The sequence below is a fragment of the Pseudomonas sp. SWRI81 genome (assembly GCF_014268545.1).
Lineage (GTDB): Bacteria > Pseudomonadota > Gammaproteobacteria > Pseudomonadales > Pseudomonadaceae > Aquipseudomonas > Aquipseudomonas hamedanensis.
The window spans coordinates 36006-55389 of record NZ_JABWQS010000030.1 but is presented as its reverse complement, the minus strand read 5'-3'; the positions used below and the strand labels follow the sequence as shown (position 1 = coordinate 55389).

Annotated in this window: 20 protein-coding genes; 11 read left to right on the top strand and 9 right to left on the bottom strand. The window is 52.0% G+C overall.

The genetic code is table 11. The features are described 5' to 3' along the window. The first annotated feature begins 52 nt into the window (after positions 1-52). From HU765_RS18435 to HU765_RS18420, 4 genes are all read left to right on the top strand, one after another. Complete coding sequence (locus tag HU765_RS18435; protein WP_186551472.1) at positions 53-868, top strand: sulfite exporter TauE/SafE family protein; 816 nt, start codon at positions 53-55, stop codon at positions 866-868. A 69-nt stretch (positions 869-937) separates the two neighbouring features. Beyond that, positions 938-1300 carry a hypothetical protein gene (locus HU765_RS18430; RefSeq protein ID WP_186622154.1) on the top strand — a complete coding sequence of 121 codons (363 nt, stop codon included), beginning with the start codon at positions 938-940 and terminating at the stop codon, positions 1298-1300. 33 nt (positions 1301-1333) lie between these two features. Continuing rightward, positions 1334-2026, top strand: a complete 693-nt coding sequence (locus HU765_RS18425; protein ID WP_186622152.1) for a hypothetical protein — start codon at positions 1334-1336, stop codon at positions 2024-2026. A gap of 111 nt (positions 2027-2137) precedes the next feature. Beyond that, entirely contained in the window at positions 2138-3328 is a 1191-nt protein-coding gene (locus HU765_RS18420) for a hypothetical protein (RefSeq protein ID WP_186622151.1), read from the top strand. A gap of 8 nt (positions 3329-3336) precedes the next feature. On the opposite strand, the gene HU765_RS18415 is transcribed toward HU765_RS18420, so the two are convergent. Further along, entirely contained in the window at positions 3337-4323 is a 987-nt protein-coding gene (locus HU765_RS18415; protein WP_186622150.1) for a hypothetical protein, read from the bottom strand. A gap of 320 nt (positions 4324-4643) precedes the next feature. Further along, positions 4644-5357, bottom strand: a complete 714-nt coding sequence (locus tag HU765_RS18410) for an HNH endonuclease (RefSeq protein ID WP_186622149.1) — start codon at positions 5355-5357, stop codon at positions 4644-4646. Between the two features lie 1081 nt (positions 5358-6438). On the opposite strand from HU765_RS18410, the gene HU765_RS18405 reads away from it, so the two are divergent. The 3 genes from HU765_RS18405 to HU765_RS18395 are packed head-to-tail and all read left to right on the top strand — an operon-like array spanning position 6439 to position 7566. Further along, positions 6439-6801: a DUF1413 domain-containing protein gene (locus HU765_RS18405; RefSeq protein ID WP_186622148.1), complete on the top strand. Its 363-nt coding sequence runs from the start codon at positions 6439-6441 to the stop codon at positions 6799-6801. Between the two features lie 27 nt (positions 6802-6828). After that, positions 6829-7233: a hypothetical protein gene (locus HU765_RS18400; protein ID WP_186622147.1), complete on the top strand. Its 405-nt coding sequence runs from the start codon at positions 6829-6831 to the stop codon at positions 7231-7233. Positions 7234-7293: 60 nt separating this feature from the next. Next, positions 7294-7566: a hypothetical protein gene (locus HU765_RS18395; RefSeq protein WP_186622146.1), complete on the top strand. Its 273-nt coding sequence runs from the start codon at positions 7294-7296 to the stop codon at positions 7564-7566. Between the two features lie 385 nt (positions 7567-7951). Here HU765_RS18395 and HU765_RS18390 read toward each other — a convergent pair whose 3' ends face one another. The 7 genes from HU765_RS18390 to HU765_RS18360 form a co-directional block, all read right to left on the bottom strand. Continuing rightward, on the bottom strand, positions 7952-8407 hold the full coding sequence (locus HU765_RS18390) for a hypothetical protein (protein WP_186622145.1): 456 nt from the start codon (positions 8405-8407) through the stop codon (positions 7952-7954). 13 nt (positions 8408-8420) lie between these two features. Continuing rightward, the gene (locus HU765_RS18385) at positions 8421-8813 is read right to left on the bottom strand and encodes a hypothetical protein (RefSeq protein ID WP_186622143.1); all 393 of its coding nucleotides are present in this window, start codon (positions 8811-8813) and stop codon (positions 8421-8423) included. Continuing rightward, positions 8770-9060 (bottom strand): hypothetical protein, encoded by a 291-nt coding sequence (locus HU765_RS18380; RefSeq protein WP_186622141.1) that lies wholly within the window; start codon positions 9058-9060, stop codon positions 8770-8772. Before HU765_RS18380 ends, HU765_RS18385 begins: the two co-directional genes overlap by 44 nt. A gap of 102 nt (positions 9061-9162) precedes the next feature. Beyond that, a complete protein-coding gene (locus tag HU765_RS18375) occupies positions 9163-9435 on the bottom strand; it encodes a hypothetical protein (protein ID WP_186622139.1) in 273 nt (90 codons plus the stop codon). A gap of 15 nt (positions 9436-9450) precedes the next feature. Beyond that, positions 9451-9624: a hypothetical protein gene (locus HU765_RS18370; protein WP_186622137.1), complete on the bottom strand. Its 174-nt coding sequence runs from the start codon at positions 9622-9624 to the stop codon at positions 9451-9453. 105 nt (positions 9625-9729) lie between these two features. Next, on the bottom strand, positions 9730-10395 hold the full coding sequence (locus HU765_RS18365; protein ID WP_186622135.1) for a GNAT family N-acetyltransferase: 666 nt from the start codon (positions 10393-10395) through the stop codon (positions 9730-9732). A gap of 643 nt (positions 10396-11038) precedes the next feature. Then, positions 11039-12928 (bottom strand): DUF262 domain-containing protein, encoded by a 1890-nt coding sequence (locus tag HU765_RS18360; protein WP_186622133.1) that lies wholly within the window; start codon positions 12926-12928, stop codon positions 11039-11041. Between the two features lie 894 nt (positions 12929-13822). Between HU765_RS18360 and HU765_RS18355 the strand changes: the two genes are divergently transcribed. From HU765_RS18355 to HU765_RS18340, 4 genes are all read left to right on the top strand, one after another. Then, positions 13823-14029 carry a helix-turn-helix domain-containing protein gene (locus tag HU765_RS18355; protein WP_186622132.1) on the top strand — a complete coding sequence of 69 codons (207 nt, stop codon included), beginning with the start codon at positions 13823-13825 and terminating at the stop codon, positions 14027-14029. Positions 14030-14120: 91 nt separating this feature from the next. Continuing rightward, complete coding sequence (locus HU765_RS18350; RefSeq protein ID WP_186622130.1) at positions 14121-17084, top strand: type I restriction endonuclease subunit R; 2964 nt, start codon at positions 14121-14123, stop codon at positions 17082-17084. Further along, on the top strand, positions 17077-18312 hold the full coding sequence (locus HU765_RS18345; protein WP_186622128.1) for a restriction endonuclease subunit S: 1236 nt from the start codon (positions 17077-17079) through the stop codon (positions 18310-18312). The genes HU765_RS18350 and HU765_RS18345 overlap by 8 nt, the downstream gene beginning before the upstream one ends. Then, positions 18309-19382, top strand: a complete 1074-nt coding sequence (locus tag HU765_RS18340) for an AAA family ATPase (RefSeq protein WP_186622127.1) — start codon at positions 18309-18311, stop codon at positions 19380-19382. The genes HU765_RS18345 and HU765_RS18340 overlap by 4 nt, the downstream gene beginning before the upstream one ends. The last annotated feature ends 2 nt before the right edge of the window (positions 19383-19384 follow it).

Here is a 19384-nt window from a genome sequence, read left to right as displayed (position 1 = left end):
GCCAGCCCTTGTCGGCCTATCGTCGTGCGCTCTCCATTCGCGGACGTTCGCCATGTTCTATCTTTTGCTCACGTTCTTTGGTTGCTTGACCGGTATCAGCGCCGTGCTGTTCGGCTTCGGCGGCGGCTTCGTCGTCGTGCCGCTGCTCTACCAGATGCTCACCGCCAGCCACGCCGTCAACGACCCCATCGCGCAATCGGCGATGCACATCGCCGTTGCCACCTCGACCTGTGTGATGACCGTTAACGCCCTGGTCGCCACGCGCAAACACCACCGCGCGGGTAATCTCATGGCTGACTATCTGTGGCCATTGGGTGGTTTCATCGCTGCGGGCGCAGTCGTCGGTGCAATCGCCGCGATGTGGGTCAGCGGTGCAGTGATCCGTTATGCCTTCATCGCCTACCTCGGCGTGACCATCGTTGACTGCTTGCTACGTCGCGGATTCCTTACGCAGTCCGAAGGTGTCGTACCACGGCGATTGAGCGCAACGGAAATATCCGCGGGCGGCGTAGGCATCGGCGCCATCGCGACGTTCCTCGGCGTAGGAGGAAGCGTCATGACCGTGCCGCTGCTACGCCGTTGCGGGCTGAGCATGTCGCAAGCCACGTCCATGGCCAATCCGCTGAGCGTGCCGGTGGCATTGGCCGGGACGTTGACGTACATGGCGCTGGCCGGGTTCACCGGGCCTGAACTGGGTGTCTGGTATGTCGGGTACGTGGACACGCTGGCGTTTGCGGCGCTGACGCTTGGCTCGTTACTGGGCATCAAATTGGCTGCGCCGTGGATAGGGCGGATACCTGACCGGACACATGCCCGGGTCTATATTGGATTGCTGGTTATAGTGATGCTCGGTATGTGGACACGATGAGCTATCGCTTGATTTCAACATTAACCCGAGGAACCATTCCCGAGGTTAAACAGAAAATGGGGGAAACTCATGTCGATCAGTGAGAGTGACTGGAAGAAATTCAAACAATTGCGCAAGATCGCGCTCGACCGATTTTGCCAGGGCGTGCTCGCCGACACCAAGACAATCACCCAGCACGGTGCGCTGTCGGCCCATGCCCGTTACGGCATGATTTACGGCTTGATCAATGATCGAAACCACGACATGGCCCGCATGTTCGATGGTCTGGCTCGCTCCTCCGCATTGTGGAAACTGACCCTCATGGTCTCGCATGACTTATTGACCGACGCGGAGTTGTCGATTCTGAGCGAAGAAACGCAGAAACTGACCTCCGGTATCGAACGTCGGCAATACGAAATTGAATGGGTAGAAGAGATTGTTCGAGATGACTGACCCAGTGCCACCCGCGCTTCCAAGAGAACCCGTATGCTGATCTTCAATTGCACCGAAGCCGCCGGCAAGTTTTTCAGCCGTGTCCACAAAGGCAAAACAATCACGCCGGTGAGCGCTAAACCGCCGTCGCCAGTTATAGAAGACGATGAACCGAACAGCTTTGACGAACAGTGGCTAGTGCACGCGATCACCGTCCAGCGTAAACATGTGCTGTTTGTCATTCATGTCAGAACGCGTTATTGCATGATCTTTGCCGATGCCAAAAAGGCTGACGCCGAAGGGTTTGTGGCGTGGTTTATCGAGCGCTGGCGGGAAGGGTTGATACGTGATGCGATCAATCATGACCTCATGCAATGGGCTGATGCCGGGTCGATGACGGACCGTTTTGAGCCGAGCTGCGCAGAGCATCGTTTTTATCGCCGCAGCCATCGCGGTGCACAAAAGCACATCGAACAAATCGCCTGGTTTTTCGAGGACTGCGCTGGGGAGTGGGGCTGTTTGCCCCAAGGCGAACGTGCTGCCATCGGTTTCGATGCACAAATGAACGCGCAAATTCGAAACACCAAGGAGCGCAAGGATTACTTCAGGCCGGATGAAGAAATGATCGCCCACTGGTTGCGTCAGTACTGTGCTGTCGATGACGCGGGTGTCCAGGCTGCGCTTGCTCGACGCACGGAAGCAAAGCGGGAGATTCGTGCGTTTGAGGACGGGTTGCGTGTGAACTGATCGAGTGATGGCGCTCGATTCCAGAACAACTCCTCGCCATAATCCGCTTCCTTATTTTCGGCCCCGACGTTCCAGTGTCGGGGCCGCCCTACCTCTTTCAAGGATCGATCAATGCTCAAGGGATTGAGGCGCCAGGCGCTCTGCGTCGCGGCGCTGTTCTCGGTGATTTACACCGCTCACGCTGATGACCGTCAACGTGTATTCACCGGCACGCTGGGAAAAACGCCGATCGTGCTCGAACTCAATACCCAGCAGCAGGACGAAGTCGTCGGTCGCTACTTTTACGAGAAATACCATCGCGACCTGCTCCTCAGTGGCACGTTGCATGAAAGCACGCTGAGCCTGATAGAAGGTGAAAACCGCTATGGCGAAGAGCAGCCGCTGCCAACGTTAAAGCTGGAAGCGACCGCCGATGGCTTGCAGGGCGAATGGCAAAGTCCGAAGGGCAAGAAGCTCCCTGTGAAGTTGGTCGAGGCCAAACTTCCAGCGCCGACATCAACAACGTTGCCGTTCATTGCCACGTTGCAGCACAGCAATCCGTACGAGTATTTGCGCTTACAGGGGCTCAAGCTCAAAGCCGCGAAGAAAGAGCACTTCATGGGTTACGAACTGCAGTGGTGGACGGAACCTGAAACAACGATCTCGCTGTTCAGCATTGAATCCGGCTTACCCAAAGATGAGCGCCAGCAAGTCAATCAACAGTTGCTCGCCAGACTCTGGCAAGAGGTCATCCGTTATCACGGTTGCCTGATGCAAGGCGGCGTCAACACCGACTTCCTGCAGCAAGTCGAACCAAAGCTGATCTCCCCCGCAGTGGTCAGCCTGAACGTGTCTACCAGCTATTATTGCGGTGGCGCGCATCCGGATTTTGGTGATTCACCGCTCAACATCGATGTAAAAACCGGTCATCCGCTATCGCTGGGCGACGTGTTATGGGTAGGAGAAGGCGTGCCAATTTTGCATGTCGACCGCGACAGCCCAGGTGACCAGCCGCTGAGCACCGCGCAAAGCGATGCTTACTCAACGTATCAGCGCGAAGTGCTGGTGCCTTGGTTGATCAAACAGTTCACCACACTCCACCCCAATGAAATGAAGAAGCCCGCAGAGGGCGATGACAACGCCTGTGACTACAGCGATGAAAGCATCTGGGGCTATTCACCTTGGTACTTCACCGAGAGCGGCCTGTACCTCAGCCCGTATTTCGCCCGAGTAGCCCGCGCCTGCGACGCGCCCGACTGGTCAATCCTGCCGTACTCACTGGTCAAACAACACCCGGGCGCCGTCAAACTGCAACTGCCCTGAACTAACCCTCACTCCAGACCCGGCGCTTCACGAATGATGAAGTGATCCAGGTTCTCGATATCGGCATTGAAGACCTCGAAAGGCTTTTCGGGGTTCTTCTTGCCGGGCACCTGCTTCAACTCCGGCGTCACCCCATAGAAGAAACAGAACAACGCCTTGTCGCTATCCACCGCGTGCTTGATCTCCTCCAGAAACGCCTTGCGCTTGCGGTAGTTGTCGATCAGCTTCTTGTTCAGATAAACGCTGACCGGATACGGCTTCTTCTTGCTGTCCTCCGGTTTCTTGAACCAGATCTTGTCCTCGAAATCGATGCGAAAACTGGCACTGTGGAAGTCCTCGATCTTCTTGATCCGCCCCCAATAAATCAGCCCCTTGTTGTCCGTCAGATACTCGATCTTCTTGAAGAACAAACTGTACGGCGCCGTATGCTCGCCAATCTTCAACGGCATGCGCTTGAGCAAATCCTTGTCGGCAAAGTTGGAAACAAAACACTCCACCGGATGCGCAAACACACTGGTCTTGTCCGGCGCCGACTCACGCCCCGCCGACTCTTTACCCGCGTCCGCCGCCACCCGAACCGGATCATCCCGCAACACATCTGCCGCCGCCGCTGGCGCAACAGGCTTGCGCACATACTCACGCCGGGTCAGCAACAACTCTGATGGGAAGTGTTCCTCACGAGCGTCATCCGCCTCGCCGTCTGCCGTCTCAACGCCCGAAGCCGACGCCTTCAAACTCACATACGGACAACCCACCACATGCTGCGTGGTCGGCAGATTCTTGAAGTGCGGCGTGCGCACGTAATTCACGTTCTTGGCGTTGAACGTACCCAACTCGTTGGAAGCCTCGAACGCCGAACGACACGCATCGTTGGGGCACTGGAAGTGTTCCTTCGCCGAGTCAAACGCCACCGTCTCATCGAAATTGAGATCGCGAACATCATAAATCGACAACTTGTCGTCGAGGCTGAGGCAGTAGGCGAGATCGAATTTCATGGTGAGGCTCGGATCCTTGAGTGGGGGAGGGGGTATTAATAGCGGGAGGCGGCGCGGGTTGCACTGATTGTTTTCAGGATGATGCAAAACTTGTAGGAGCTAGCCTGCTGGCGATTCCAGGCATCAACCAGATTTCAATCCCCACACCAACATCGCAGGCCACACATCCCCCTGTGGCGAGGGAGCTTGCTCCCGCTGGGCTGCGAAGCAGCCCCAAAAAAGGTAAATCCGATGAATTAAACAGAGCAAGTTATGATCTTGGCGACCGCTCTGCGGCCGATCAGGAGCAAGCTCTCTCATCACATAGTTTTGCGGTTCGGCTACTCACGCTTCAACCGTTTAACCCTGTCATAAAGCGACTCGGTGAACTCTTTGCTGTCATTCGAGTGATGGCAGCGCCGATGACAGTTCGGACAAAGCGCTACAGCATTGCTAATTCGATCAGAGCCCTTATTCGCCAAATGCCTCACGTGATGAACTTCAAGGTAAGGGGAGTCATTTTTAGTGAATGGTGCCGGTTCACCGCACCCTTCACATATCCCTTTGGCTTTCTTACGGACCCAGGCTCTAACCTTCGGGTCACGTATAAATGCAGTGCTTTGGGCGGGAGCGCGCTTCGGCTTCACAATCCCCTCAGGTTCGTCTTCAAGAGGCAGCTTCTCTAGCGCAAGAGCTCTCTGCTCTAGTGCTTCTTCATCCGCAGTCGCAACCGTTGGATCCCCAAGCGTGACCCCTTTGGCAACCAACACTGCTCGGATGGCCGGCTCAACGTTAGTCCCAACGTTTCTGGCTGGCTTGTACCCTTTGATGTATTCCCTATGCATTCTCAACAAAACGGCAGAGATGTTCTGCATGCGGAATTCAACGGAGCCTTCAGTGCGGTTGTGCAACGCAGATGCACGCAGTACGCGATTCTCATGTGCCTTGTTGAATTTTTGGCCGATTCGCTCAAGCTCAAACATCTTCAGGTAGGCATCAACCGCTGCTTCAATCTCAGCAACGGTCCAGTCAGTGTCTTTTTTCTTGTCGCTCATAAAATCGCCGAGGGTTGAAAACCCTCGGACGATACTGAGTGGCCATTACGGCTGTCTAGGAAAATTCCTACAGAAAATAGCGACGGATCTCGCGAGATCCGACAACCACATCGCTAACCCCTCGAATGGCTTCGAAGACTGAAACACCTGCGTGACCACCGCCCGCTTGGCCCAATACCCTGCGGACGGGTGCGGATGTTTAGTCGGGTGCACAGCTTGGCCAGGCCCACTTCCGACAGGCCGTAGCGGCGCGCGATCACAGTCAGGGGTTCGGACCAGACCTCGGCCAGCAGCTGCGTGCGATCATACAGTTGCCCCATGCGCTGATCCCCCCAGTGGGTGAACCTACAGCTGATTGAACCGAAATCCGATTATGCGCAGCGCGGTTCAAAATCCCCATTTGCCTGCTGGCGTGCGATTCCAAGGTTCCAGTGCGTAGCGACCGTCCAGTGTGCTACCTATTCAGGCCTGGCGGGCATGAATCGATCTGCGGATGGCCCGCGTCAGGTATTGACGCGCATAAGACGTCTTGAACAGCGGAATCACATCCATGATGTGTGAATTCGCAGCGCTCAATACCACGTATTTGCAGCAAGCCCCTGCAAACTTGCAGGGGCCGATGATGGCAAGCCGGGTTGATTGCAGCTCACGGAAACTCACGGCCAACGGGAGACATAGTGTCCCAATCGAAGTCGACGCTGTGCTTGGGTGTTTCAGCCAGCAGCGTATCAAGGTCGAGTCGCACTCTGCGAGAACCCAGCCGGGAATTTTCAGGCGCAGAGATTTCAGGACTTAATGGGCTACGGTTGATCTTGGTGTGTTGTTTTTTTCGGGGTGCCATTGCAGATCTCCATAACATTCAAGAACATTTTAGCCCGGCGCGATTCATGTGTGGTCGGCTTTGCCTAAAGGTGGCCGTCGAAGGGTTTAGTGGGGGTTGGGCATTGATCGTGGGTCGTCATAGCTGGTTGGTTGGGCATTTGTAATGGACTTGATCATGATCTACTCATCAAAAAAGCTTTGACTAATTGATAATGCTGGAGCATCATCATTTGGCATGATGATTTGAAAGGAGACCGTGATGATCGTAAGCCTTGACATAAAAAATGACGTCCTGACCGCGCTATTGGCCCGCAGTCGAGATACGGGTTCTAGTGTTGAAGATGTGATGGACGAGTTGCTCAGAGAGGCTTTGGAGCAACCTCAGATTGAAAGCATCGACATCGCTGAAATTTTGGCCGAAAGCCTAGCCAGCGTCCGAAAAATGAATCCAGACACCGAGTTCACGCTGGAGGACGTCGTATCAAAAGAGTCGTGGATGGCTATGAGCACCGGAGATCGAAAATCTTTTGGGAAACTGTTCAGAAAAGAAACCGAAAATTCTGAGCTGGCAGAGTGGATGCGACGCTCTAGTGGCAACAAGGCAATCTATCGCGCGCTTTGATACTGCACATATCTGAGGGGAAAATAGATGATCACCGATATCAATGGGCGTAGTTCTGTCGGTCCGGAACTACGTCTTGAAAAGCTGCAACCATACTGGAATGGGTATTTCATTTATCAAAACGATACCAGCAATCTGCATGCGATATCGGAGCGGGAGCTTATACTTGAACTGGATGAGGCGCGTAGCCAGATAAAACCGTATCTGGATGCCCAGCAAATCATTGGCCGTATACTGACGCGGCTCGGAACCACAGGCCAATTCCATCGGCAGTTCGGTGAGCGATTCCCTGACCTTCGACACAACCAGGTCTTGGGAATGCAGCTCTACGCAATCATGGTGGCCGACCCTGAGCACTGGGTCTATCACCCCACTCAACATGTTGGGCATGTGTTTCCTCATGCAACTTACTTCAGGCCTAACCAGCGTTGAAGAGGGGGTGATACTGACTTGCCCATAACTATTAAAACTACATTTTATTGAGGAGTAAAAATGACCCTTCGCAATCGTTTTTTGGATGCAGTAATCGACGGCCACATCGGTAATGGGATTATCGTCACGCGCAAGCAATTTATGGATTTTTTCGCTCAGGATAACGCCACAACCACGGGCTGTTTTCTTTCAAACTCAGAAGTTGAAACGGGCTCGCATAGTCCATCTTACAAACACTTCACTCTGCGCGTGTCCGATGGTACTTATCGCGTCCATCCCGTCGCCTTGCAAGTACGCATGGAGCAGCGCGGGATCCTACCGGTCGCAGTTTAGGTTCCTCAAAATTCAAGTCACTCTATCCCAGACTGATCAACAAGGCTCAAGTTGGATCGACGCAAACCGATATAGTGAGGTGACTGTTTGTCTATGGGGCAAGAACCGCCAGTCGTGGAGGGCGGCGCCGGACTCAAAGCGGTCAGTCATGATAAGCAAAAAGCGACCGAGTGATGTCGTTCGCTTCGCGCCACGCTCGACTGGCTGCCACACGCCGTCTGGGGTTTACCTGGGCTTTTCCTACACACCACATGTTGAAGACATAAGCCTCTTCAACTCATAGTTGAGATCATTGGCGAGCCGTATATAGCTGACCACCGCGTCAGGGTCGGGCGAAAAACCAGGGTCATGGGTGGTACGATTGCGTAGCCAGATATTTTCTCTCTTATTCAGGCTTACTTGGCAGCCCCATTTTTTTGGCTTCTTCCGAAGCTGCTCTATAACCATCGAACGGGTAGGCAGGCCACTGGGAGGGAGTACAAAATCCCTCCCGCCGCTCTTGTGAAAAAAACAGTGCGTGCCATCCATCGTTTCGTTCGAAAACCCAGCCAGATAGACCAGTAGCTTGAAACTGGTCGTGTGTGATGTCGATGATGAAGTCACCGATCTCAAACCATGCGTGGGTGCCTTCGCTTTTCAGATCAGGATGGGACGTACCGCAGACGTAGACACCCTCATACTGAAGCTTCTCCCAAACTACTCGACCCACGATATCGGCAGCGACCCCGCACGCACCAGAAGGGAACCCATTGAAGGTCGACCCCTTTCCATCAGCGAGGCTCAAGAGCCCTTTTCGGCACGCAAGGGCCACCTTTTCCAAACCAGTTCTAATCGCATCCATTGTTGATTTTCCGTTACTGGGTCAGGCGATAGAATAAGGTGGATGAAGGCTCGATTATCAGAGCGTCATCCTTCGTTGAATAAAAAATCTTGGGGCCGATTCCTGTCTTCGCGTTCAAGTAGCCGTTGGCTACCTCACCGACGCTTACCCCGAGCACAACATTGTTTTTTGCAGAAAGCTCTTTAACGGTAAAGTGGCGGCCGTCTTGATCGATGACCAGCTTCAATCCGCCGCCGCTGCGCTCATTGCTCCAAGCACCAACGTATTTGCTGGCACCGCTGGAGGTTTCAGTAGGATCAGAGCAGCCCACCAGTGCGAGAACGAGGGTAAAGCCTAGTAAAACATGCTTCATATCGATTTTCTTATGCTGGCTGATGGCTCTCGACCAACTCGAAATAATTTCCATTAACGCTGCGTACGGTTCCCTCGATAAGCGTACCGTCGCTCAGCTTGATGCGTGCCCATGTAAGACTGGGTGGCTTAAGCAAAGCAGTTCCAATTTCAGGTATACCGACCGAAACAAAGGTGTGCATGCGCTGCACTAATGCTTTCACTGTCTGCGGCTCGGTTGTTCGGCCCAACTCGCCAGGCTTGCCGTAAACAAGCGTTAACTCAATAGGTCCAGCTATCAAGTCGTGCGTCTTATCGTTCATGCTTCAAAACTCCGTCATTCTGCTGTTGCGAAAATGGGCATCCTTCTACGCACCTGGCCCCACATTAAGGCGTGGCTGGCGTGTACCTGGTGCGGAATTTTCCTACTCGGCGGCGCAACGTGGCGGAGCATCCACCGCGTTGCTGAGGATCTTCGCCAAGGCATCTTCCGCCACATCTCGCTGTCCCTCGAACTGCGTACGGTACTTGTTCGGAGCATCGCCATGCTTGGCGTTAGCAGGCCAGTTTGCGGGCTGGAGCGCATGCACCGCTTTTCTGTATGCGTTAAGGTGTTCCAGGTCGCTACCTGATAGAGTAACTGTCAGCGGGGCGGTCAGACGCGCCGGGGCGACCTGTCGGCTTGATTCGTTGTTCATCACTGATTTCCGTGATTAATCGCTGAACTTCGCCAAAGCGTGGCGCGCTGCTTTCTTGGCATCGGCCAGAGGGCGATTGTCGCAAGGATCCTCGTCAAGCCGTCCCTCCGCCTGCAACCCTTCCAGCGCTTGCCGATAGGTATCACGCTCCTGTTCAAGTAGTGGGTAAAGCTCTTGTGCTGTTGCCATGATTTTTTCCGTTTTGCCACTAGATGTAGTAGTGAATAAACCGCGTCGGCACACCAAATGCAGTGTCACGGCATTACCTGGGATTTTCCAGTTCCACGATCATGACTAACGATTACGAGCTTTGAGGAAACGTTTGGCCTTTTCCTCGTCAGCTTGCATCCTCTTAGCTAAAGCCCTATCTGCGCGATCTATCTCATAGGAGGAAAACTTACTCTCCGCTTTTTCTCGCTCAGCCATCACTGAGGGATTATTCATTAGGTCGGGAACGCTTAGAACCGGAGTTTCCTCGACAGGACTCCCAATGAACATCACTACTTGGTGGTGCCTGACTGAATCACACCTGAAACCATATCGCTCATAACGTGGCACAAGCTCTACATCGCAAGAAAGAGCCACCGAGGGATACCGATCCGTGATGTCATTCATCATCAAACTCATCAATCCCTTTCCCCTGTGGGCTTTGGCAACGGCGGTGTAATAAACTCCACACTCTGAGGTTGAGCCATTCAACGGCAGACCGCAAAGCGTGAAACCTACTATCAGGCCATCAGACGAAGCCGTGACAAGTTCTATCCGATAAGGCTTCTTCATCGCCAAATAGGTCATAACCTCCAGAACCAAGGCGACTCGATAAGCTTCAAACTTTGGATGATCAATTGGCGGATGCGTCATGTTCAACGACGTCACATTTGCCGATACAAGATCTAAAACTCCATCACGGATATTTTCTTCGACAGGGGCGTTATGGCGCTCAATTTTGATGTTGCTCATTACATTCCTCTTATTGTTAGTGCCTGACAGCACCAGTACCGCTAGCCTCTGAAAAGACGGGTAATGGCCCGCCGGCTTTCCATATTCATGCTGGCAAGCGTATGGGTTTCCGATATCATTATGACATCACAATCAAGAGCACGTGGCGGATAACCTCAATATCCACCGTTAGAGACGGCCTACTGTAGTCGAGACAAGCAAGACCGAGGATGGTCTGAACCGTCTTCAGCGGCGGCGCAGGCGCACTGCCAACCACGCATTGAGCGCAGCAAGGCAACGGTCGTGAGTGAGGTACACGTTGCGCGTTCGGCAGCCCTCGGTGATGTCTGCGCGTAAGTACACCTCGGACGTGATAGCCCCACTCGGATACCCAAAGATGCGGTTACACATACTCCGACCATAAACCTCCTGCTTTGCGTAAACCAAACAGGTTTACGCAAAGCAGGAGGTTTACAAACCAAGGTTATGGCTAGTTACACGCCTGGTTTCGGCCCCGGATGGGCTTTCTCTGAAGTAGAGGGGCAATAAGCATCCAAGGTTCATGTTAACGTATCGGTAGGCCTCATACGTCTCTACCGAGTCTTTGATACCGCCTCTCAAAAGCCTCTCTAACACCTTCCATAAGGCGCCAGGTATGTAGGTGTCATTCGCCCTTTGGCCAAATTCTCAGAGCCATAACTGCAAACAATTCGCCTCGCGCTGTGATTTCTTGCTCGTTCCACATCAGTTTTGCAATCAATGGGACGTTGAGGCGAAGACTCGTGTTGGCAATCAGCTTGTCACGCTTCACCAGAAAGTCGCAGTGTTGTGCTGACCGGTTCACACTCAAATTCAGTAGCGTCAGGTTGCCCAAGGTTGGAATGGTATCGTGTCGTTCGCGAATCAATTGCTGCCTGGGGGTCAGTGAGCCTCCAGAGCGCAGGATAATTTCGATGTCCGCTTCATCATTGTTCGCGGCGGCACTGCCGTCATGTAGAGGCCAGTTGGCGTGCCAGCTACGGGGCATTATGTGATCGATATCCAGGTTTGACAGATCCGGAAGCCCAGGCTCTTCACTCTTGACGGATAGTCGTAACCCCCCTTCCAACTCGGTCAATAACGAGCGCATTTTGGCTGCATCAAGTCGGCCAGGATAAAGCGGGGCGCAGATACACGCATTGCGGAATTCTGAGTTTTCTGGCCAGCGGGAGGCATCTCCTTTGAGCATGCCAAGATAGCTTCTCAGTTCGTCGCTCGATATGCCGGACTTCGTCAAGTGACGTAAAGCGCTCAAAAACACGTTGTTGTAGTTCTTTGGGGTAAGGCCACATATCGCTCGTCGCACAACGTAGGACACGAGGTCATTAAACATTTGTGTCTTTTCCGCATCACCCACCTCCGCCACTGAAATCAACAACGTCAGTGGGTGCAGCGTGGTGACATCATAGGCCGCGATTCGACGGCCAAGACGGGCGATAGGTGATGAGCCTGACATGCTGATCAAGTCGCGATAGTGCTCAGCGTATTGGTTTAAGGTCACCAGTTGCCGGCCTGCTGTTTTGGGCGGGGTGCTTGCGGCAGCGTAGCGTCTGTATTCGTTGTACAGGCGGGACAGATCAATCTCACTACCCATCTCCGCCTGAAGCGTCGAATGGATCAACCACTCAAGCCGTGGCTTATTGATACGGCCGCGTCGCTGCTTGGCCGACCAATAGTCTGATTCGAATGGCAACCATTGACTATTGTAAAGCGCCGCTGCATCCACACCGTCATGGTCTGCTCGCATGAAGATATAGTTGCGAATCAAATCAGTAGCGTGCAGCTCGGCCCCACGGCCGTTGAGGGTCTCAAAGATAACCTGGGCGTCGTCCTCGGCTTCCAGTGAAATACTGACCAGCTTTAGATCTTGCAGAACGGCCATAATGAGCGCTTCGGCGTAACTTATTTCTTGGCCGACACCAGAGCGAATCCACTGGCTGAACTCTGCGGTAAAGAACCAGATGGCTGCCAGTGATGGCGGATGCTCATAGTGTTTTCGCAGCGTGCCGTGCTGCGTGAAGTGTGCTGAAAACTCTTTTCGAAAATCCTCAACGTGCTGGATCGCCAGGCTCTTTTCGAAGTGCGGGCGATCCCGAAACGTCGGCCACAACTTGAAGCGCTCCATCTGAGGATTGCGCATGGTTTCTTCGTTGGTGTTTTGCATGCAGGCGATGACGCTGGGCTCAAACACTTGCATGCCGGTTTCGCGCAGGGCGAGCAGCAGGGAGGCCAGGATGTATTGGAGCGTCGTCAGGCGCTGTTGGCCATCGATGATGTGCAACGTGTCGACCCCCATCAGCCCATGCTTGACTTGAGGCTCCAGAACAACCGCACCTAAAAAGTGTGGGGTGATGTTCATTCCCGACACACGGGCATTGGCTTTCTCTTGAATGTCCTGCCACAGGCCGGTCCATTGGTTCCGCTGTGTCCATACATACGCTCGTTGGTAGAAGGGAACACAATATTGGCGCCTGTCCTGGAAAATTTGGCGCACGGTGAGCGTTTCGGATTTCATGATTGCCCCTTTTGGTCGTCGCCGCATTCTGGCGCGAGGTTCCCGTGGTGTCACTTTGTATATATACATGGCCGAGCTGGCTGGCGATCTATCTGCTGGGCGCTTTTGCGGCGTGCGGGCTGCGTGTAATTGGCTGTTACGGTCAATTGCCTTCTTCGTTAATTGGGCGTCTGGCGTCAGTCCGCCTCGGGACTGGTGACCACGCTCCCGGTCGCTGGTCGACCGAAATCGGCCCAGCTGGTTGAGACGCGTGGCGACCACTAGCCTGAGTGCTCAGGACACGGGCGGTCGGGCGAGAAAAAATGAAGAACGCGACGGAGGTGGACAAACTGGTGGTGCTGATCAAGAGCGGGGCTGCGCGAGCTGGAGCTTGGGCACCCTGCTGGGCCGCTTTTGGTTGCCGCTGCGCTCACGCTGGGAGCCAGTCAAGACTTGAGCGAGCGCTGACAGGGCTGGGCGGTTTTGCGAGGGCGTCGGGGATATGGATTTTGAGCTTGGAGTTTTAGCTAGCGATAGCGGGTTCACTCGTCTCGATACACTGGGAACGTGCCGCTCTCGACTGAGATGAAGATCTGAATCTCCTTCGAAATGTCATTTCGGGTTGCCTATTGGTGGCCGGTTCGGTTGAAAACCTCCCCTCCCGATTTTTCGCCCGTAAAAGCAGTCGTTTTAGGTTAACACTTGATTAGTCACTGACAGCAATTCGCTCCGGAGTTCTCCTGGCTCCGCGCCACGCTAGCGTTTTTCTGGGTCCGCGTGGGCGGTTCTATGGTGGTTGTCGGCATGACCGACACAGGTAGGCATGAAGTGCTTTTCATGGTCATCAAGCGGCCATCCAGTTAGACTTTGAACGATTTAAGACGACTATAAGGTTAGCGCCTGGGTGCCAATGCCGTGAATACCGAACCGTGGGTTACAGCCGAACAAGTTGCCCAGCACCTGGGCGTAGTGAAAGACACTGTCTACCGTTGGCGCGAACGTAAGGGGATGCCAGCGCATAGGATTGGGCGACTGTGGAAATTCCAGCTGTCCGAAGTTGATGAGTGGGTGCGTGCTGGTGGCGCGGATGAAGCCTTCGCACCGGGAATCCAGGAAAAATGATGATTCGTAGCTCACGGCCTAGCGCCGTTCTTTTCGCGATACAACATAAGAGCTGCCGCCTCGCGGATAGCGGCCACACAGGGAACATGGCATGACTAAAGAAATGCAGATCGAACGAGATTTGCTCGCTAAGCTCATCGAGCTTAAATACAGCTTTCGCCCTGATATCCGTGACCGCACTGCGCTGGAGCAAAACTTCCGCGCCAAGTTCGAGGCGCTGAACAGAGTCACGCTTACCGATGCCGAGTTCGCCCGTCTACGCGATGAAATCGTCAGCACCGACGTATTCGCCGCATCTCGGACCCTGCGTAGCCGCAACACCTTTGCGCGTGAAGACGGTACACCGCTGCAATACACCTTGGTGAATATCAAGGACTGGTGCAAAAACGATTATGAAGTCATCAATCAGCTGCGAATCAACACCGACAACAGCCACCACCGTTATGACGTGATCCTGCTCATCAACGGCGTGCCGGTGGCGCAGATTGAGCTAAAGACGCTGGAGGTCAGCCCGCGCCGCGCCATGCAGCAAATTGTCGATTACAAAAACGACCCCGGCAACGGTTACGGCAATACCCTCTTGTGCTTTATGCAGCTGTTTGTGGTCAGCAACAAAAGCAATACCTACTACTTTGCCAACAACCATAACCAGCATTTTGGCTTTAACGCCGACGAACGCTTCTTGCCGGTCTACCAGTTTGCCAGTGAAGACAACAAGAAAATCACTCATCTTGATGATTTTGCCGACAAGTTTCTCGCCAAGTGCCTGTTGGGCGAAACGATAAGCCGTTACATGGTGCTGGTTGCCAGCGAACAGAAACTACTGGTGATGCGCCCGTACCAAATCTATGCGGTCAAGGCCATTGTCGATTGTATTCACCAGAACCGTGGCAATGGCTATATTTGGCACACCACTGGTAGCGGAAAAACGCTTACCTCCTTCAAAGCTTCCACCCTACTCAAAGACAATCCCGACATTGAAAAATGCCTGTTCGTGGTAGACCGCAAAGACCTCGACCGCCAAACCCGCGAGGAATTTAACAAATTTCAAGAAGGCTGCGTTGAAGAAAACACCAACACCGAGACACTGGTACGGCGCATGCTGTCTGAAGACTATGCCGATAAAGTGATCGTCACCACCATACAAAAACTCGGCCTCGCGCTTGATGGCACTAACAAAAAAAACTACAAAGAGCGCCTGCAATCCTTAAGGGATAAGCGCGTGGTATTTATCTTCGACGAATGCCATCGCTCGCAATTTGGCGACAACCATCAGGCCATCAAAGAATTCTTCCCCAATGCCCAGCTGTTCGGCTTTACTGGCACGCCGATCTTTGAACAAAACGCGAGCTACAAACAGATTGACGGCGAGCAAGCATCGTACAAAACCACTGCCGATATTTTTGAAAAACAGTTACACGCTTACACCATCACCCACGCTATTGATGACAGCAACGTGCTGCGCTTCCATATTGATTACTTCAAAGGCGAAGGGAGTGCTAAGGCCAAAGCCGGTGAAAGCATTGCCCAGCAAGCCGTGGTCGAAGCCATCCTGGCCAAACACGATGCCGCCACCAACGCGCGCCGTTTTAATGCAGTGCTGGCCACTGCCTCCATCAACCACGCCATTGAATACTACCGCCTGTTCGCTGAGATTCAGGCAAAACACCAGACAGAAGACGAAACCTTCCAGCCACTGAACATCGCCTGCGTATTTTCGCCACCCGCCGAAGGCAATAAAGACGTACAGCAGATTCAGGAAGATCTGCCACAGGAAAAACTCGACAACAGCATCGCGCCCGACGAAAAAAAAGCTGCGCTGAAGGCCATCATTGCCGCCTACAACGCGCAATATCGTACCAACCACAGCATCAACGAGTTCGATCTTTACTATCAGGATGTGCAACAGCGCATCAAAGACCACAAGTACATCAATGCCGATTACCCGCGCCACAACAAAATCGACGTGATTATTGTAGTGGATATGCTGCTCACCGGCTTCGATTCCAAATACCTTAACACCTTGTATGTGGATAAAAACCTCAAACACCATGGCTTGATTCAAGCCTTCTCGCGTACAAATCGCATTCTCAACGACACGAAACCCTACGGTAACGTGCTGGATTTTCGCCAGCAGCAAGAGTCCGTCAACGAAGCCATTGCCCTGTTCTCCGGCAGTGACATCGCACGTGCCAAAGAAATCTGGCTGGTGGATGCCGCGCCCATCGTTATTGGCAAACTCGATAGTGCCGTCACCCAGCTGCAAGACTTTATGCTAAGCCAAGGGCTGGCTTGCGCACCAGAACAAGTGAACAACCTCAAGGGCGATGAAGCGCGCGGCCAGTTCATCAACCTGTTCAAAGAAGTACAACGCCTAAAAACCCAGCTCGATCAATACACCGATTTAAGCGCAGACCAAAACGCCAGCATTGAAAAAGTGATACCCGAAGAGACCTTAAGAGCCTTCAAAGGCATGTATCTGGATACCGCCAAGCAGCTCAAAGACAAGCAAGACAAACACCATGAAGGCGACGACGCCATCCAGCAACTGGACTTTGAGTTCGTACTGTTTGCCTCCAGCGTCATTGACTACGACTACATCATGGGTCTGATTGCCCAATACACCCAGAGCAAACCCGCAAAACAAAAAATGAGTCGCGAGCAACTGATCGGCCTCTTGGCCTCCAGCGCCAACCTGATGGAAGAGCGTGAGGACATCACCGCGTACATCAACCAACTCAAAGCTGGCGAAAGCCTGAACGAGAAGGATATACGCGACGGCTATCAAACCTTCAAAGCCGCCATCGCGGCGCAGGAGCTTGCTGAGATGGCCGCCAAACACCAACTTGCCAGCGCGACGCTGCAAGCCTTTGTGGATAACATCATGGGCCGCATGATCTTCGACGGCGAGAAGTTAAACGATCTGCTAGCGCCACGCCAATTGGGCTGGAAAGACCGCACAAAGGCCGAACTGGCTTTAATGGAAGATCTGCTGCCATTGCTTAAGAAATTGGCACACGGGCGCGAGATATCGGGGTTAGCGGCGTATGAGTAAGGATATGGGAAAAATGTTAGTGCCTAAGTTACGCTTTCCTGAGTTTCTGGGGGCAGGGGAGTGGAGTGTTAAAAAACTTGGGGAAGTGGCATCATTAATAACTGAAAAAGCCGGTAGCAATCGCTATACATTGATGAGCGTTACAGCAGGCGTTGGTCTAGTAACACAGATTGAGAAGTTTGGTAAAGAAATTGCCGGGGCAGCATATAAAAATTACTACGTAATTAGAAAAGGAGATTTCGCCTACAATAAAAGCTCAACAAAAGAGCATCCTGAGGGGCAGATGGCTCTTCTGGAAAATATAAGTCATGGGGCGGTGCCTAACAGTATATTCATATGCTTTCGAGTTGACGGTGAGAGTGCTTTACCTGCGTTCTTGAAGCACCCATTTGCCACTAATATTCACGGAAAATGGCTCCGCAAATTCATAGCGGTAGGCGCCAGGGCGAATGGGGCATTAAACGTTGATTCAAAATATCTCCTAACGTTACCAGTAGCACTCCCTTTATTAAATGAGCAACAGAAAATCGTCGATTGTCTAGCCAGTATCGATGAGCTTCTTAATGCGCAAAGCAAAAAAGTCGAAGCCCTTAAAATACATAAAAAATGTCTGATTCAGCAACTCTTTCCACGCGAAGGCGAATCCGTCCCCCGCCTGCGCTTCCCAGAGTTTATGAATGCGAAGAAATGGGATATTACACCCCTTGGAAAAGCTGGAAGAAATTTTGACTCCAAACGAATTCCTATAACTGAAGCCGAAAGAATAAAAGGGAATATCCCTTACTACGGCGCTTCCGGGGTTATTGATTACGTCAAAGATTTTATTTTTGATGATGAGCTACTTTGTATTTCCGAGGATGGCGCAAACCTTGTAGCTCGAACGTACCCTATTGCTTTTCCGATTTCAGGTAAAACATGGGTTAACAATCATGCTCATGTATTAAAATTTAGCCGCAACTCAACGCAAGTTCTCGTTGAGAATTATCTTAACTCCATAAATATAGAGGATTATCTTACTGGAATGGCTCAGCCAAAATTAAATAGAGCTAAATTGGATGTCATTCCAATCCCTCTGCCTGAGCCCGATGAACAAGAAAAAATCGCAGATTGCCTGTTGAGCATCGACGCACTGATCCGCGCGCACAGCCAAAAATTCGACGCCCTCAGAGCCCATAAAAAAGGCCTGATGCAAAAACTATTCCCCGCTGCGGATGATGTGAGCGCATGAATTTAGAAGCCATAGCCAAGCAGTTGGTTGAAATGAACGAGAGCATTGTTCTTATCTTCGCGTTCAACGGATCAGGGAAAACTCAGTTATCGGTTGCCTACAAAAATGCGACAAAGAATCCTGAAACCAAAAAGCATATAGGCGTGTATTATAATGCGTTCAGTGAAGACTTGTTTGTTTGGGATAACGACGAGGAAAATGCTGGTGCTAATATTAATCTAAATATACGATCAAGTAGTCTGAATAAATTTCACAGTTTTTTGTATGAAAATGAAAGCCTGATTATGGACAAGCTTGTAGCGTATAGCCCGAAATATCGCTACAAACTCAACCTGTACGATAATATTGAGAGTGGTATTGAATCGGTTAGTTTTTTTATAGAAGGAGCTGAAGATACCCCTATCAAAGTCTCACGCGGTGAAGAGCGTATTTTTGTGTGGTGTTTTTTTCTTGCTTTGTTGGATGCTGATGGTTGGGCTGACGTACAGAATGCACACGTATTTATTGATGATCCCGTATCTAGCCTTGATGAGCACAATATTTTTGTAACCGCTGACACTCTATTTCAGCAAATCGAAACGCATTACGAGAAAAAGCGAATCATAATCACAACGCATCATATTGGTTTGTTTTCCATTTTGGCCAATCGCCTTACCAAAGGCGAGAAAAGTGGGCGCTATAAAAATTTAACCGGCTTGCGCGTTTTAAAAAGAGTTGGTGGTGAGTTGACACTTGAGACGCCACGGCGAAGTGTCTTTCTTTACCATTTGCATTTATTGCAGGTCTTGGAAGAAGCGAGAAATGAACAGCTATATACCTACCATTTCGCCTTGTTGAGGCAGCTTCTTGAGAATATAGCTTCATTTCTAGGTACGGGAAGAATAGGTCATACTTTAACCCATATAGGCGTTGAAGACGTGGATAGTGTAGCAAATGTCATAAATACCCACTCCCATAAAAGCGTGTATTACGACCAGACGGAAATAATGAATAGCGCAGAGCAAGAATATTTTAACGATATATTCGAAAAGCTCACTGAAAAATATCAATTCGTATTGCACGCGAGATAACC